Annotated in this window: 1 protein-coding gene; it reads left to right on the top strand. The window is 70.7% G+C overall.

Going from position 1 to position 18660, the window contains the following annotated elements; all coding sequences use genetic code 11:
- Positions 1-138: 138 nt before the first annotated feature.
- A complete protein-coding gene (locus ACFWX1_RS35820; protein WP_378394228.1) occupies positions 139-18657 on the top strand; it encodes an SDR family NAD(P)-dependent oxidoreductase in 18519 nt (6172 codons plus the stop codon).
- Positions 18658-18660: the final 3 nt, after the last annotated feature.

Genomic DNA, 18660 nt, shown 5'->3' on the forward strand with positions numbered 1-18660 from the left:
TCTCTCGCCGGCGCGGGCGGGTCGCGGCGCGCCCCCGCCCCCAACACCACCGCCGCGCCGCCCCCGCGGCCGCGCGGGGGGGGCACCCCCCCCTCCGCTCAGGCATCGTACGCAACAAATAGGTGGGGCAGCTCGACCATGGTTGAATTCCCAGCGGACACGTCGACATCGACCGAAGCGATCGCCATTGTCGGTATATCCTGCCGACTGCCGTACGCGGAAAACCCCGCTCAGTTGTGGCAGCTGTTGCGCGACGGCCGCAGTGCGATCGGCACGCCCCCGGCGGGCCGCCCCGAGCTGCCCCCTCGGCCGGGGGGCTATCTCGAGGACGTCAGTGGGTTCGATGCGGGCTTCTTCGGTATCGGCCCGCGTGAGGCGTCGTCGATGGATCCGCAGCAGCGGCTCATGCTCGAACTCGCCTGGGAGGCGCTGGAGGACGCCAGGATCATCCCGGCCGATCTGGCCGACAGCCGGACCGGTGTCTTCGTCGGCGTCATCGCCGACGATTACGCCGCCCTCACGCATCAGCACGGGATCGAAGGCATCACCCGCCACACCCTGACCGGTCTCAACCGTGGTGTCGTCGCCAACCGGATCTCCTACACCCTGGGCCTGCACGGACCCAGCGCGGCCGTGGACACCGGCCAGTCCTCCTCGCTGGTCGCCGTGCACCTGGCAGCCGAGAGCCTGCGCCGCGGCGAGTCCGCCATGGCCATCGCCGGCGGTGTCAACCTCAATCTGGTGCCGGACAGCACCGTCGGCGCGGAGCGGTTCGGCGCGCTTTCCCCGGACGGTCTCAGCTTCACCTTCGACGCGCGGGCGAACGGCTACGTGCGCGGTGAGGGCGGCGCGTTCGTGGTGCTCAAGCCGCTGCACGCCGCCGTGGCGGACGGCGACCCGGTCTACTGCGTGCTGCACGGCAGCGCGATGAACAACGACGGGACGACCGAGGGCCTCACCGTACCGAGTCCGGCAGGCCAGCAGGATGTCCTGCGGCAGGCGTACGAGCGTGCCGAGGTGTCCGCGGAGCAGGTGCAGTACGTCGAATTGCACGGCACGGGTACCAGGCTGGGCGACCCGATCGAAGCGGCGGCTCTGGGCGCGGTGCTCGGTGACGGCCGCGTGGGCGGAGCCGAGCTGCGGGTCGGGTCGGTGAAGACCAACGTCGGGCACCTCGAGGGTGCCGCCGGTATCGTCGGGTTGCTGAAAGCGGCGCTCTGCATCCGTAACCGCGAGCTCGTGCCGAGCCTGAACTTCGAAACCCCCAATCCGGACATCCCGTTCGACGAGTTGAAGCTCGCCGTGCAGCGAAACCTCGAGCCGTGGCCGCGGCCGGACGAGCCGCTCTACGCGGGTGTCAGCTCGTTCGGTATGGGCGGTACCAATTGCCACGTCGTGCTTTCGGACTGGCGCATTGAATCGGCGGCGGAGGAGTTGCCTGGCACAGAGCCCGGCCCGGGTGTGGTGCCGTGGGTGGTGTCGGGCCGGTCGGCCGAGGCCGTGGCCGGTCAGGCGGGGCGGTTGTTGTCCTTTGTGGAGGGACCTCCTGGGCTGGACGTCGCGGCGGTGGGTCGTTCGCTGGTGGTCTCGCGTGCTCGTTTCGCTCACCGTGCGGTGGTCGTGGGGGAGTCCCGTGAGGAGCTTCTCGCGGGTGTCCGGGCACTGGCCGAGGGCGTGCCCGCGGCTGGCGTGGTGTCGGGTCGTGTGGTCCCCGGCGGCGCGGTGGCGTTCCTGTTTTCGGGGCAGGGCAGTCAGCGTGTGGGGATGGGTCGTGAGCTGTATGCGAGCGAGCCGGTGTTCGCGGCCGCTTTCGATGAGGTTGTCGCGGCTCTTGACGGGTATTTGGATCGTTCTCTCGTCGAGGTGATCGAGGGAGAGCCGGAGCTTTTGGCGCGGACGCTGTTCACCCAGCCCGCGTTGTTCGCGGTCGAGGTCGCGCTGTTCCGTTTGCTGGCTCATTACGGGGTCGTGCCGGACTATCTGATCGGTCACTCGGTGGGCGAACTGGCCGCGGCTCACGTGTCGGGCGTGCTGTCGCTCGAAGACGCGGCGCGTTTGGTGTGCGCGCGGGCGCGGTTGATGGAGGGTGTGGCCGCGGGCGGGGCGATGGTCGCGCTGAACGCGGGCGAGGAGCGGGTCTCGGAATGGCTCGATGGTCGTCGGGGTGTGGGTGTGGCGGGGTTCAACAGCCCTGGCAGCACGGTGATTTCCGGTGACGAGACCGCGGTGCTGGAAGTGCTGGAACTGGCGCGCGCGGAGGGGGTGAAAGCGACCCGGTTGAAGGTGAGTCACGCTTTCCATTCCGCGCATCTGGACGGGATGCTGGACGAACTCACCGAGATCGCGCGGGAGCTGACCTATTCGGCACCGCGGATTCCGGTCATGTCGAATGTGACCGGTGAGCTGATCGAAGAATTCTCGCCGGAATACTGGGCTGTTCAGGCTCGTGCGGCGGTGCGGTTCGCCGACGGTATCGCCACGCTGGCCGGTCTGGGTGTGACGGCGTTCGTCGAGCTGGGGCCCGACGGGACGCTCGCGGGTCTGGCGGGCGAGTGTCTGGCCGGAACCGAGGGCATAGTCGTGGTTCCGGTGCTGCGTAAGGACCGTGCCGAAAAGCGTTCCCTCCTCGCCGCCTTGGGCGCTGTGCACGCACAGGGTGTCGAGGTGGACTGGGAACGGTTCCTGCCGGGTTCGGGTCTGGTCGACCTGCCCACGTATGCCTTCCAGCGTCAGCATTTCTGGCTGGACGGTGCGAAACCGGTCCAGGCCCGGACCGCTGTGGCGAGGCGGAGCGATCCGAAGCCGTCCGCGCCGCGAGGCGATGAGCTGGAGCTGGTGCGTGCGCACGTGGCGGCGGTGCTCGGCCACGGATCGGCGCGCGACGTGGACATCGACACGACCTTCAAGGACCTGGGCTTCGACTCCCTTTCGGCCGTCGAACTCCGGAACGCGCTGAATACGGCCACCGGGCTCTCACTGCCCTCCGGCCTCCTTTTCAACTACCCGACCCCGGCCGTGCTCGCCGAACACCTCGCCGGTCAACTCCTCGGCCTGGACCAGGGCCAGGATGACGACGCGTACGAGGCGACAGCCCTTGACGAGCCGATCGCGATCGTGGGCATGGCCTGCCGGCTGCCGGGCGGGGTCGCCTCTCCGGAGGACCTGTGGCGTCTGGTGAGCGACGAGGTCGACGCGGTCGGCGGATTCCCGGCCAACCGAGGGTGGGACCTCGATTCGCTCTTCGCCCCCGATCCGGACAGCCCCGGCAAGACCTACGCCGCCAGGGGCGGTTTCCTGCACGACGCGGACCGGTTCGATGCCGAGTTCTTCGGCGTCAGTCCGCGCGAGGCGGCGGCGATGGATCCCCAGCAGCGGTTGCTGCTGGAGACGGGCTGGGAGGCCTTCGAGCACGCGGGGATCGACCCGGCCGTGTTGCGCGGCACCCGCACCGGCGTGTACGTCGGCGCGACGGCGCAGGAGTACGGGCCACGGCTGCACGAGTCGTCCGGCGGACATGACGGTTATCTGCTGACGGGTAACACCGCGAGCGTCGCGTCGGGCCGCCTGGCCTACACCTTCGGCTTGGAAGGGCCGGCGGTCACGGTCGACACCGCCTGTTCGTCCTCTCTGGTCGCTCTTCATCTTGCGGCTCAGGCGTTGCGTCATGGCGAGTGTTCGATGGCGCTTGCCGGTGGCGTGACGGTGATGGCGACGCCGGGCATGTTCGTGGAGTTTTCGCGGCAGCGTGGGTTGTCGCCGGATGGGCGGTGTAAGGCGTTTTCGTCGTCGGCGGATGGCACGGGCTGGGCCGAGGGCGTGGGTTTGCTGGTGCTGCAACGGCTTTCGGACGCGGAGCGCAGCGGGCACCGGGTGCTGGCGGTGATCCGTGGTTCCGCGGTGAACCAGGACGGCGCGAGCAACGGCCTGACGGCGCCGAACGGGCCTTCCCAGGAGCGGGTCATCCGGGCTGCCTTGGCGAATGCGCGGCTGTCGGCGTCCGAAGTGGACGTTGTGGAGGCGCACGGCACGGGCACCAAGCTCGGCGACCCGATCGAGGCGCAGGCGCTGCTGACCACCTACGGCCAGGACCGCGAGGAGCCGCTCCGGCTCGGTTCGCTGAAGTCGAACATCGGTCACACGCAGTCCGCGGCGGGTGTCGCTGGCGTGATCAAGATGGTCATGGCCCTGCGCAACGGGATTCTCCCGGCGACGCTGCACGTGGACGAGCCGACCTCGCACGTCGATTGGTCGGCCGGCACGGTGGAACTGCTGACACGGGCCCGGGAGTGGCCGGAGCTCGACCGTCCGCGCCGGGCGGCGGTCTCGTCGTTCGGGATCAGCGGGACCAACGCGCACCTCATCGTCGAGGAGGCCGCGGAAATCGAAGCTCCGCCGGCGGGCGACCTGCCGGGTGTGGTGCCGTGGGTGCTGTCGGGCAGGTCGGCGGAAGCTGTGGCTGCGCAGGCGGAGCGGCTGTGGTCGTTCCTGGAGGAGCGCCCGGAGCTGGACGTCGCGGCGGTGGGCCGCTCGCTCGCCGTGTCCCGTGCTCGTTTCGAGCACCGTGCGGTCGTGGCGGGAGCGACTCGCGAGGAGCTTCTGGCGGGTGTCCGGGCACTGGCCACGCGGGCGCCCGCCGCTGGGGTGGTGGCGGGCCGTGTGGTCGCCGGTGGTGGAGTGGCGTTCCTGTTTTCGGGGCAGGGCAGCCAGCGGGTGGGCATGGGGCGTGAGCTGTATGCGAGCGAGCCGGTGTTCGCGACCGCTTTCGACGAAATCGTTGCGGCACTTGACACGCACCTGGATCGCCCGCTTGCCGCGGTGATCGGGAACGAACCGGAACTCCTGGAACGGACGGCGTTCACGCAACCGGCCTTGTTCGCGGTCGAGGTGGCGCTGTTCCGCCTGCTGGCTCACTACGGCGTGACACCGGACTATCTGGTCGGTCACTCGGTGGGCGAGCTGGCCGCGGCTCACGTGTCGGGTGTGTTGTCGCTGGACGACGCGGCGCGTTTGGTGTGCGCACGGGCGCGCTTGATGGAAGGCGTCACCGCGGGCGGAGCCATGGTCGCCCTCAACGCCGGGGAAGAGCGGGTCCCGGGCTGGCTCGAAGGCCGTCCGGGTGTGGACGTGGCCGGGCTCAACAGCCCTGGCAGCACAGTGGTTTCCGGGGACGAGACCGCGGTTCTGGAAGTGCTGGAACTGGCCCGCGCGCAAGGCGTCAAAGCGACTCGCCTGAAGGTGAGCCACGCGTTCCACTCCGCACACCTGGACGGAATGCTGGACGAACTCACCGGAATCGCGCGGGAGCTGACGTATTCGGCACCGCGGATCCCGGTGGTGTCGAACGTGACCGGCGAGCTGATCGAGGAGTTCACGCCGGAGTACTGGGCACTTCAGGCTCGCTCGGCGGTGCGATTCGCCGACGGCATCGCGACACTGGCCGGGCTGGGCGTGACGTCCTTTGTGGAGCTCGGCCCGGACGCGACGCTGGCAGGTTTGGCGAACGAATGCCTGACGGACGCCGAGAACACGGTCGTGGTCCCCGTGTTGCGCCGAGGAAATCCGGAGAATCGTTCTCTGGCAACGGCATTGTCCGCGGTGCACGTGCACGGTGTGAGCGTGGAATGGGAGCGGTTCCTGCCCGGCTCGGGTTGGGCGGAGTTACCCACGTACGCCTTCCAGCGTCAGTCTTTCTGGCTGAACGCTCCGCGTTCCGGCGATGCGGGGAACCTGGGTCTGACGGCGGTGGATCATCCGCTGCTGGCCGCGGCGATCGCGGAGCCGGACGGCGATGGCGTGCAGTTCTCCGGGTCGGTGTCGTTGCCGGCGCAGCCGTGGCTGGCTGATCACGCGATCGGCGGGACGGTCCTGGTTCCGGGGACGATGTTCCTGGAGCTGGCCGGCCACGCCGCCGAGCAACTCGGCTGCGCCGCCGTCGAGGAGCTCACTCTCCACGCGCCCCTCGCGCTGACCGGAACCGCCGCTGTCTCGATCCGGCTGACCGTCGACCGGGGCGATGCGCGCGGCGACCGCCGGTTCACGGTGTATTCGAGGACCGGCGAAGAACAGTGGACCGCCCACGCGGCCGGGCTGCTCACACCCGTCGCCGCGTCGCCAGGGGTTTCCCTGGACCAGTGGCCCCCGGCCGATGGCGTCGCCATCCCGCTGGAGGGTGTCTACGACCAGCTCGACGATCTCGGTTACGGGTACGGGCCGGCCTTCTCCGGTCTCCGCGCCGCCTGGCGTGCCGGGGACGATCTCTTCGCCGAGGTCGTGCTGCCCGATCAGCTGCACGACGAAGCCGGTCGGTTCGGTGTGCACCCCGCACTGCTCGACGCGGCCCTGCACCCCCTGGTGCTCGTGCTCGAAGCGGCGCAGGAAGACAGCAAGATCCACCTGCCGTTCTCGTTCTCGGGCTTCACCGTGCACGCGGTCGGTGCCACCGTGCTGCGGGTCCGCTGGACCCACACCGGCCAGGAGACCGCGCGCCTCGCTGTCGCGGACGGGGCAGGCGCGCCGGTGGCGACGATCGAGGCGGTCGCCCTGCGGCCGATCGCCCGCGACCAGCTCGCACCGGCCGGCCCGGCCGCGGAATCCCTGTACCGGGTGACCTGGGAGGCCGTGCCCGCGGTCGAGCCGGCCGCCGGGCAGCGGTGGATCCGGGTGGGCGAGGCACCGCACGCTGACCTCGGCGCGCTTCGCACCGCTGTCGACGCGGGCCTTCCCGCGCCGGAGTTCGTCGTGCTCAGCGGTCAGGAACTCTTGGCCGATACCCCGGCTGATGTCCTTCCGCGGACCCACCTGACGGCGGCGCGCGGCCTGGAAGCCGTGCAGGAGTGGCTGACCGCCCCGCAGTTCGCCGGGAGCCGCCTGGTCGTCGTCCTGCCGGACGGCGCGCTGCACACGGCCGCGCTCGTGGGCCTGATCCGTACTGCCCAGTCCGAGCATCCGGGCAGGCTGGTCCTGGCTCACCTGGACGAGGGCGGGGCGGAGTCGCTGCCGGCGGTGCTGGCATCGGGCGAGCCCGAGGTCGCGGTGCGGGATGGCGAGTTGTCCGTGCCGAGGCTGGCGCGTGCGGCGGGGGTGGTCGCGGGTGCCGACGGCCTGGACCCGGAGGGCACGGTCCTGGTGACCGGTGGTCTCGGCACGCTGGGCCGTCTGGTGGCGCGGCGGCTGGTTTCGCACCATGGCGCGCGGCATCTGCTGCTGGTGAGTCGCCGGGGTGGCGAGGCCCCGGGCGCCGCGGAGTTCGTGGCGGAGTTGGCGGAGCTGGGCGCGCGGGCTTCGGTGGCCGCTTGTGATGTGTCGGACTTCGCCGCGCTGGCCGGTTTGCTGGCCGAGGTGCCGGCCGAGCATCCGCTGACCGCGGTGGTGCACACGGCGGGGGTGCTGGACGACGTGACGGTCGGGTCGCTGACGGCGGGTCATCTGGAGCGGGTGATGCGTCCGAAGGTGGACGCGGCCTGGAACCTGCACCGTCTCACCCGCGACCGCGAGTTGTCCGCCTTCGTGGTCTTTTCGTCCATCGCGGGTCTCGTGGGCAACGCCGGTCAGGCGAATTACGCGGCTGCGAATACCTTCTTGGACGCTCTCGCGCAGCACCGCCGGGCGCAGGATCTGCCTGCCACCTCCCTCGCCTGGAGTCTGTGGGACAGCGCGGGCGGCATGGCCGGAAGTCTCGGGGACGCGGACGTCGCGCGGTGGAGGCGGAGCGGAATCGTTCCGCTGAGCCCGGAATTGGGCATGACGCTGTTCGACGCCGCGCTGGGTTCGCCGGAGCCGCTGCTGGTTCCGGCCGAACTGGATCTGGGCGCGCTGCGTGCCCTGGCCGAGAAGACCGGGCTCCCCGGCCTGTACAGCGGCCTGGTCCGGGTGCGCCGCCGGCAGGCGGCGGGTGCCGCCCCCGGCGCCGGCTCGTCCTGGGCCCAGCGGCTGGTCCCGCTCCCCGCGGACGAGCGAGCGCAGGCAGTGCTCGACTCCGTACGAGAGACCGTCGCACTTGTGCTCGGGTATGGGGCCGGCGTCGACATCGATCCGAGTAGGGCGTTCAAGGACGCCGGGTTCGATTCGCTGACCGGTGTCGAATTCCGCAACCGGCTCGGCGAACTGACGGATTTGCGGCTGCCCGCCACGCTGGTTTTCGACTGCCCTTCGCCCGCGGCGGTGGCGGACTTCCTGCTGGAGCAGCTCGATGCGTCCGGAGCGGCTGTCGTCCCGTCGGTGGCCGCCCACGAGCTGGGGTCGGACGAGCCGATCGCGGTGGTCGGCATGGGATGTCGTTATCCGGGCGGGGTCGGTACGCCGGAGGAGCTGTGGCGGCTGGTGGCGGAGGGCCGGGACGCGATCGGCGAGTTCCCGGCGGACCGCGGCTGGGACGTGGACGGGCTCTTCGACCCGGATCCGGAGAAGGCCGGCAAGTCGTCCACGCGCAGGGGCGGATTTCTTTACGAGGCCGCGGATTTCGACGCGGAGTTCTTCGGGCTGAGTCCGCGTGAGGCGGTGGCGACGGATCCGCAGCAGCGTGTCCTGCTGGAGGTCGCGTGGGAGGCGCTGGAACGGGGCGGCATCGATCCTGCTTCGTTGCGTGGTTCTTCGACCGGTGTGTACGCGGGCGTGATGTACAACGATTACGGGTCGCGGCTGGGGAGTGCTCCGGAGGGCTTCGAGGGGCATTTGCTGACGGGCACGATCGCGAGTGTGCTGTCGGGCCGGGTGGCTTACACGTTCGGCTTGGAGGGGCCGGCGGTGACGCTGGACACGGCGTGTTCCTCGTCGTTGGTGGCGGTGCATCTGGCGGCGCAGGCGTTGCGCCGGGGTGAGTGTTCGATGGCGCTTGCCGGTGGCGTGACGGTGATGTCGACGCCGAACACGTTCATCGAGTTCTCCCGGCAGCGTGGGTTGTCGCCGGATGGGCGGTGCAAGGCGTTTTCGTCGTCGGCGGACGGCACGGGCTGGGCCGAGGGCGCGGGCGTGCTGGTGCTGGAACGGCTGTCGGACGCCCAGCGGCTGGGGCACGACATTCTCGGTGTGATCAAGGGTTCGGCGGTGAACCAGGACGGCGCGAGCAACGGCCTCACCGCCCCGAACGGACCGTCCCAGCAACGGGTGATCCGTCAGGCGCTCGCCAATGCGGGGCTGTCGGCGTCCGAAGTGGACGCTGTGGAGGCGCACGGTACGGGTACCCGGCTGGGCGACCCGATCGAGGCGCAGGCGCTTCTGGCGACCTACGGCCGGGAGCGGTCCGGCGATCAGCCGTTGTGGCTGGGTTCCATCAAGTCGAACATCGGGCACACGCAGGCCGCGGCGGGTGTCGCGGGCATCATCAAGATGCTGATGGCGATGCGGAACGGCGCGCTTCCGGCGACCTTGCACGTGGCCGAGCCGACCCCCGAGGTCGATTGGTCGGCGGGCACGGTGAAGCTGCTGACGCAGGCGCAGGAATGGCCGGAGCTCGGTCGTCCGCGTCGGGCGTCGGTGTCGTCGTTCGGGATCAGCGGCACGAACGCGCATGTGGTCCTGGAGCAGGGGCCGGAGCCGGTCGCGTCCGGTGAGCCGGTCGCGGCGGGTCTTCCGATGGTGGTGTCCGCCAAGAGCGAGGCGGCGCTGGCGGCCAGGGCGGAGCGGATCCGTGCACTGCTGGCTTCGCAGGCCGTGGAGCCGGCGGCGGTCGCTTCGGCCCTTGCGACGCGGGTGCCGCACCTTCCGTTCCGCGCGGCTGTCTCGGGTGCGGACTCCGACGAGGTGCTGGCGGGTTTCGCGGCGCTGGCTTCGGGTGGTTCCGCGGCGAATCTGGTGCGGGGTATGGCTTCCGGCGCGGGCAAGACGGTGTTCGTCTTCCCCGGTCAGGGTGCGCAGTGGCCGGGCATGGCGCTCGAGCTTTTCGATTCCTCTCCGGTGTTCGCCGGGCGGTTGGGGGAGTGTGCGCGGGCGCTGGCGCCGTTCACGGACTGGTCGCTGCTGGATGTGCTGCGCGGTGCGGAGGGCGCGCCCGATTTCGACCGGGTGGACGTGGTGCAGCCCGCGTTGTGGGCGGTGATGGTGTCGCTGGCGGCGTTGTGGCGCTCTGTAGGAATCGAGCCGGACGGGGTGGCCGGTCATTCGCAGGGCGAGATCGCGGCGGCCGTGGTCGCCGGTGCGTTGTCGCTCGAGGACGCGGCGAAGATCGTCGCGTTGCGCAGCCGGGCGATCGTGAAGCTGGCCGGTACCGGCGGGATGGTGTCGGTGGCGCTGCCCGCCGACGAGGTTCGCGAGCTCGTCGCCCCTTGGGACGGCACGATCGACATCGCCGCACACAACGGCCCCGCGAGCACGGTCGTCTCCGGCGATCCGGAGGCGCTGGCCGAGCTCGTCGCGCAGAGCGAGGCCAAGGGATACCGTGCCCGCACCATTCCGGTCGACTACGCCTCGCACTCCGCCCACGTCGACGCGCTGGAGGACGAGCTGCGGGAGCTGCTGGCCGGCGTCACGCCGCGTACCGGTGACATCAGGTTCTTCTCCACTGTCACCGGGCAGCCGCTGAACGGCGCGGAACTCGACGGCGGGTACTGGTTCCGCAATCTCCGCCAGACCGTCCAGCTGGAAGAGGCCACCCGTGCGCTGCTCGGCGACGGGCATCGCGTCTTCATCGAGGTCAGTGCCCACCCGGTGCTCACCTCGGCCCTGAGCGACACAGCCGACGAAGCCGGTGTGGGCAACGCTGTCGTGGTCGGATCGCTGCGGCGCGACGACGGTGGCCGGGATCGTTTCCTCGCCTCGGTCGCCGAGGCGCACGTCAACGGTGTGGAGGTCGACTGGCCGGCTGTGCTCGGCGGTCCCGGCGTTCCGGTCGATCTGCCCACCTACCCGTTCCAGCGGCAACGTCACTGGCTCGAAGGTGAGCGGCGGGCCGGGGACGCGGGCGGGCTCGGCATGGCCGCCGAGCGTCACCCGCTCATCGGTGCGGCGCTCTGGCTGGCCGACGAGGACAAGTTGGTCCTCAGTGGACGGATCTCCTTGACCGGGCAGCCGTGGCTGGCGGACCACGCCGTGGCGGGCACGGTGCTGCTCCCCGCCACCGCCTTCGTGGACCTCGCGATCCGGGCGGGCGACCACACGGGCCTCGATCAGCTCGACGAGCTGACGTTGGAGGCGCCGTTGGTCCTCGCGGGCCGCGGCGGAGTGCACCTCCAGGTCGTGGTCGACGCTCCGGACGCGGAGGGCCGGCGCGCACTGTCGGTCCACTCCCGGCCGGAGCCCGAGGCCGTCGACGCGCCGCTCAGCCCGTGGATCCAGCACGCCACCGGAACACTGGGCCGCGCGGAAGCGCGTATGGCGGTGCCGGACACCTCTGCCTGGCCTCCCGCCGGTGCCGAACCGGTGGATCTGTCGGCGGTCTACGACACGCTTGCCGAGCGAGGCTTCGAGTACGGCCCCACCTTCCAGGGTCTGCGAGCACTGTGGCGCGCCGGGAACGAGATGTTCGCCGAAGTCGCTTTGCCGGAGGACGTCGCTCCGGGCGAGTTCGGGATTCACCCGGCGCTGCTCGACGCCGCGCTGCATCCACTGGCGCTGGCCGAGGACGGCAGGCTGGTGCTTCCGTTCGCCTGGACGGGCGTCCGGCTCCACGCGGCGGACGCCAGCGTGCTGCGGGTGCGCCTCACTCCGGACGGCTCGGGTACTGCCTTGTTCCTCGCCGACGCGAGCGGTGCACCGATCGCGACGGCGAAGTCGCTCAGCCTGCGGGCTGTCGACCCAGCGCAGCTGGCCGGCCGGTCCACTGTGGACCAACCGCTGCTCGAGGTCGAGTGGACGGCCGTCCCCGATGGCCCCGCGATCACCCGGTGGGCCGTGCTCGCCGAGTCCGGCCACGGTCTGCCCGCGCCGTCGGGGACCTATCCGGACCTTGCCGGCATCGGGGAAACCCCGCCGTTCGTCGTGGTCCCCTTCCCCGGCGAGGACGGTCCCCGCGCCGCGGCGCACCGCGCCTTGCGGTTGGCGCGGGAATGGCTTGCGGACGAACGATTCGGCGACGCGCGTCTGGTTTTCGTGACCCGCGACGCGACCACCGCCGCCACGGAGGCCGGTCTCGGCTCGGCTCCCGTCTGGGGGCTGGTGCGCACCGCGATGTCGGAGAACCCCGATCGGTTCGGCCTTGTGGACGTGGCGGAGTGGGACCTCTCCGAGGCCGAGCTGGGCCGCGCGCTGGCGGTCCCGGAGGCACAGGTGCGTTTCCGGGACGGAGCGCTGCTGGCACCGCGTCTGGTCAAATCGCCTGCCACGAGCCACACCGCGTCTGCGCTGAACCCCGAGGGCACCGTGCTGATCACGGGTGCGACCGGCACACTCGGCCGGCTGTTCGCCCGCCATCTCGTCTTCGAACACGGCGCGCGGCACCTGCTGCTGGTGAGCCGCCGTGGCCGGGAAGCCGCGGGCATGCTGGAGCTGGAAGCCGAGCTCATCGCCCACGGAACCGACGTATCCGTAGCCGCCTGCGACACAGCCGATCGCGCGGCGGTCGCCGCGGTACTGGAGGGCATTCCCGCCGAGCATCCGCTCACCGCGGTGCTCCACACGGCAGGCGTGCTCGACGACGGCACGCTGCAGTCCCTCACGCCCGAGCAGCTGGACACCGTGCTGCGTCCCAAAATCGACGCCGCCCGGAACCTGCACGAGCTCACGGCGGACCGGGCACTGGACGCGTTCGTCCTGTTCTCCTCGCTGGCAGGCACGGTCGGCACCGCGGGACAGGCCAACTACGCGGCGGCCAACACCTACCTGGACGCCCTCGCGCTCCACCGCCAGGCGCTTGGCCTGCCCGGTACGTCGCTCGCCTGGGGCCTGTGGGCGGACGAAAGCGGGATGACCGCTCACCTGACCGACGCCGACCTGGCCCGGATGGCCCGAAGCGGTATCGCGCCGATCACCAGCGATCAGGGGCTGGAGTTGTTCGACGCCGCGTTGGCAACTCGTCGTCCGGTCCTTGTGCCGGCACTGCTGGATTACCCCGGACTGCGGAAACAGAGCGAGGACGGCACGCTGGCCGCTCTCTTCCACGGACTGGTGCGCCCGGCGCGGCGCGCCGCCTCCGGCGTGCAGGCAGGCGGAAGCTCGCTCCAGGAGCGACTGGCGGGCTTGCCTTCGCAGGAGCAGGAACGCGTAGTGCTGGAGCTGGTTCGTGGCGCGGTGGCTGCTGTACTGGGCTACACCGACGCGGATCAGGTCTCTCCGGACCGGGCCTTCAACGACTTGGGCTTCGACTCGCTCAAGGCAGTGGAACTGCGCAACCGGTTGAACGTGGTGTCCGGGCTCAAGTTGCCCGCGACGGTGGTGTTCGACTACCCCGATACGGTCGAGCTGGCCGGCTTTCTCCGGACCGAGCTCGTCGATCCGGCCGCCGAAGTGGCCGTGGCCGAGCCGATCGCGGGTGTTTCGGACGAGCCGATCGCGATCGTGGCGATGGCTTGCCGCTACCCGGGGGAGGTCAGCTCCCCGGAGGAGTTGTGGGCGCTGTTGTCCGACGAGCGGGACGCGGTGGGGCCGTTCCCCGGCGATCGCGGGTGGGACCTGGACAGCCTGTACGACGCGAACCCGGATCACGTGGGCACTTCGTACACCCGGCACGGCGGATTCCTTTACGAGGCAGCGCAATTCGATCCCGAGCTCTTCGGCGTGAGCGCGCGGGAGGCCACCGCCATCGACCCGCAGCAGCGCCTGCTGCTGGAGATCTGCTGGGAAGCGTTCGAGCGCGCGGGGATCGACCCGACCTCGCTCAAGGGCAGCCAGACCGGTGTGTTCGCCGGTGTCATGGCGAACGACTACGCGGCGCGGCTGAAGGACGCTCCTGACGCGTTGGAAGGCTATCTGTCGGTCGGCAGCACGGCCAGTGTCGCCTCCGGCCGGGTCGCCTACACGTTCGGCCTGCAGGGCCCCGCGATCACCGTCGACACGGCCTGCTCCTCGTCGCTGGTCTCGATTCACCTTGCCGCGCAGGCACTCCGGAACGGCGAGTGCGGGCTGGCGCTGGCCGGCGGCGTGACAGTGCTGGCCGCGCCAACACTTTTCGTCGAGTTCAGCCGGCAGCGCGGACTGGCTCCGGACGGCCGGTGCAAGTCCTTCTCCGCACAGGCGGACGGGACGGCTTGGGCGGAGGGCGCGGGAATCCTGCTGCTGGAACGACTTTCCGACGCGCAGCGGAACGGCCGCCGGATCCTCGGCGTGGTCCGGGGCACCGCCGTCAACAACGACGGTGCGAGCAACGGCCTCACCGCCCCCAACGGTCCCGCCCAGGAAAGGGTGATCCGCCAGGCACTCACCAGCGCGGGTCTGGTCGCGGCGGACGTCGACGTGCTGGAGGCCCATGGCACCGGCACCACCTTGGGCGACCCGATCGAGGCCCAGGCGGTGCTCGCCACGTACGGGCGGGAACGCACGTCCCCCATCCTGATGGGCTCGCTGAAGTCGAACATCGGACACGCGCAGGCTGCCTCGGGTGTGGCCGGTGTCATCAAGATGATCATGGCGATGCGGCACGGAGTCGTCCCGAAGAGCCTGCACATCGACGAGCCCAGCCCGCACGTGGACTGGTCCGCCGGTCAGGTGGAACTGCTCGCCGAGGCGACGCCGTGGCCCGAGCCCGGACGTCCGCGCCGGGCGGGCGTTTCCTCCTTCGGGATCAGCGGAACCAACGCCCACGTCATCGTCGAGCAGCCACCCGCCACGGAGCCGGTTGCGCCGGCTCAGCCGATGCCGGTCGTGCCGCTGGTGCTGTCCGCGCACAACGACGCGGCTTTGCTGGCGCAGGCCGATCGGGTCGGCGCGGTTCTCGCCGAAGCCACGCAAGAGGAACTGGCCTCGACAGGCAGCACCCTGGCCACCGGACGCGCCGGACTGCCGCATCGCGCCGTAGTCGTGGCCGCCACCGCCCCCGAAGCGGTTGACGGGCTCGCCGCGTTGAGCGTGCGCGGGACGCCGGTGGGCGGTCGTACCGCTTTCCTCTTCACCGGTCAGGGCAGCCAGCGACTGGGCATGGGCCGGGAGCTGTATTCCGCCTACCCCGCCTACGCCGAAGCACTGGACGCCGTCTGCGCCGAGCTCGACCAGTGGTTGGAAAAGCCGCTGCGCGACGTGCTCTGGGGCGGGGACGCCGCGTTGCTGGACCGGACCGATTTCGCCCAGCCCGCGTTGTTCGCGACCGAGGTGGCGCTTTACCGGCTCCTCGAGGGCTGGGGGCTCCGGCCGGACTTCCTCGGCGGTCACTCCGTGGGCGAACTGGCCGCCGCGCACGTCGCCGACGTCCTTTCGCTGGCGGACGCCGCGAAGCTGGTCGCGGCCCGTGGGCGGCTGATGCAGTCGTTGCCTGACGGCGGAACGATGCTCGCCGTCGAGGCCGACGAGGCCGAAGTGCTGAAGCTGCTCGACGGACGGGAGGACCTGCTGGGTATCGCCGCTGTCAACGGCCCTGCGTCCGTGGTTCTCTCGGGCGACACGGCGGCTGTCGAGGCGATCGGAGCGGAGCTGGCCGCGCAAGGGCGGAAGACCAAGCGGTTGCGCGTCAGCCACGCCTTCCATTCCCCGCACATGGACGCGATGCTGGACGACTTCCAAGCGGTCGTGAAGGAGTTCGCCTTCGCTCCGCCCACCATCCCGATCGTGTCCACGCTGACCGGGAAGCTAGCCGACGCCGGGGAACTGTCCACTGTGGAGTACTGGGTTCGCCATGTCCGCCTGCCGGTGCGTTTCCTGGACGCGGCACGCGTGATGGAGGCCGAAGGCGTACGGACCTTCCTGGAACTCGGCCCGCATGGCGTGCTCAGCGCGATGGGCCAGGACTTCCTCGATGCGACAGCGTTGCTGGTCCCGGTACTGCGCGATGGGCGGCCCGAGCCGCACACCGTCGTCACCGCCTTGGCTCACGCCTATGTACGAGGCGTTCCGGTCCAGTGGCGTGCCCTGTTCGGCGAGAACGCCGGAACCGTCGACCTGCCGACCTACCCGTTCCAGCGCCGGCACTACTGGCTCACAGACGGGCACGGCAGCGGCGACGTCACCTCGGCCGGACTGGACTCCGCGCGGCACCCGTTGCTCGGCGCCGGAGTTCCGCTCGCGGATTCCGACGGAGTCCTGTTCACCGGCCGGGTTTCGGCCCGCAGCCATCCGTGGCTCGCGGACCACGCCGTCGCCGGCACCCCGCTGGTCCCGGGGACGGCCCTGGTGGAGCTCGCCCTGCACGCGGGAGCCGAGGTCGGCTGCGCGCGGCTGGAAGAGCTGACCCTCGCCGAACCCCTGGTCCTTCCCGAGAAGGGCGCGCTCCAACTGCAGATCACCGTGGGCAGCCCCGACGCGGACGGCCGTCGCCCGGTGGCCGTCCACTCGCGCGGAGACCAGGACGGCTGGAACCGGCATGCCACCGGAAGCGTGGTGGCCGCCCTTCCCAGCAGCCCGGATCCCGATCCCGAGTTGGCGTCCTGGCCTCCGGCCGGCGCCGAACCCCAGCCGGTCGACGACCTGTACGACCGCCTCGCCGACCGAGGTTACGGGTACGGCCCGGCGTTCCAAGGTCTCCAGGCGGCATGGCGATCCGGCGACGACTTCTACGCCGAGGTGGCTGCATCCGTGGACACCGACGGATTCGCCCTGCATCCGGCGCTGTTCGACGCCTCCTTGCATGCGCTGCTCCTGGAAGATCCGGCGGAAACCCGGCTGCCCTTCTCCTTCAGCGGTGTCCAGCTGTCGGCAATCCGGCCCGGCCCCCTGCGGGTGAAGCTGTCGGCAGGCAGCGACGGCACCGTCGCGGTTCGCATCGCCGACGACACGGGAACGCTTGCCGCCACCGTCGATTCGCTCGCGCTGCGAGCACTGCTGGCCGGCGCGCTGGCGGGGTCGTCCACTCCGTACGTGTACGCGGTGGAGCGAACCGCGGTGGAACTTCCCGCCGCGGGTGCCGCGACCATCGCGGTCCTCGGCTCGAGCGACCTCGGACTCGCCGCCGAATGCCATCCCGATTTCGCCGCGTGGGCGGCGAAGGGCGCGGCCGTTCCCGACGTGGTCGTCCTTCCGGTACGTCCGGCCACTCCCCAGGAGACGGGCCAGCTCACCGAAGAGGTGCTGGCGGTGGTGCGGCAGTGGCTCGGCGCCGAGGCACCGCCGGGCGCGCGACTCGCCGTGCTCAGCACCGGGGAACTGGGGCACAGCGCGCTGTCCGGGCTGATCCGGGCGGCCGAGTCGGAACACCCGGGGCGGTTCCAGCACGTGATCACCGACGGCCTGCCCGCCAGTGACGAGCTGCGTGCGGCGGCGCTGGCGGATCCCCGGCCACAGCTCGAGCTGCGTAACGGACAGGCCTACGTGACCAGGCTGGCGAAAGTGCCGCAGCCGGACGGGATCCCGGACTCCGCCGAGATGTTCGACCCGGAACACACGGTGCTGATCACCGGCGGCACGGGCGCGCTCGGCGCCTTGGTCGCCCGGCATCTGGTGATCGCCCGCGGTGCTCGCCGGCTGCTGCTCACCAGCCGGCGTGGCGGCGCGGAGGACCTGGTGGCCGAACTGACGGCGCTCGGTGCCGAAGTACGGGTCGCGGCCTGCGACGTGGCCGACCGTGACGCGCTGGCGGAGCTGCTCGCGTCGATCCCGGACGAACACCCGCTCACCGCGGTGGTGCACGCGGCCGGAGTCGTCGAGGACTCCACTGTGGAGGGTCTGAGCCCGGACCGTCTCGCCCGGGTCCTGCGGCCGAAGGTGGCAGCCGCCTGGAACCTGCACGAGCTGACCGCGGAACTGGAGCTGACGGCCTTCGTCCTCTTCTCCTCTGTCGCCGGTCTGGTGGGCAACGCCGGACAGGCGAACTACGCCGCGGGCAACACTTTCCTGGACGCGCTGGCCGAATACCGCCGCGGTGCCGGCCTGCCCGCGGTGTCCTTGGCCTGGGGGATGTGGCAGGGCGGAATGGCGGACGAACTCGAGCAAGCCGACCGGGCCCGGCTGATGCGCAACGGCGTGCTGCCGATGCCGGACGAGCAAGCACTCGCGGCGCTCGACCAGGTCTTGGCCGGTGCCACGGGTTCCCAGCCGGTGCTCGCGCCGGTGGCGCTCGACCTCGCCGCACTGCGCTCTCTCGGAGACGCGCTGCCCGAGCTGTTCCGGGGCCTGGTGCGTACCGGACGCCGAGCCGGCAGGCGCACCACACCGGTGGAAATCCCGCTGGCGCAACGGCTCGCGGGACTGGAGGAGGCAGAGCAGGAAGCGCTGCTGCTTTCCTTCGTCAAGGAACAGGTCGGCATCGTGCTGGCCCACCCGGCGCCGCAGACGATCGACGTCCAGCGTGGTCTGCTGGACCTGGGCTTCGACTCGCTCACCGCGGTCGAACTCCGCAACAGGCTCACCAGCGCCACCGAACTGAGGCTGCCCAGCACACTCGTTTTCGATCACCCGACTACCGAAGCGCTCGCCACCTACCTTCGGGGTGAGCTGATCGGCGAGACGCCGGACCCGGTCCAGCAGGCACTGGACGCGCTCGAGGCCGTCATCGCCACCCCGGATACGCCCGACGACGCCGCGGAAACGATCGCCGCGCGATTGCGCGGGCTACTCCGGATGGTGGACGGCGGGACCGCCGTCGCGGCCCTCGATCTGGAAACCGACGACGACCTCTTCGCCGCACTTGACAACGAACTCGGCAGGTAGACA

Source organism: Amycolatopsis sp. NPDC059021 (assembly GCF_042739895.1).
GTDB lineage: Bacteria > Actinomycetota > Actinomycetes > Mycobacteriales > Pseudonocardiaceae > Amycolatopsis.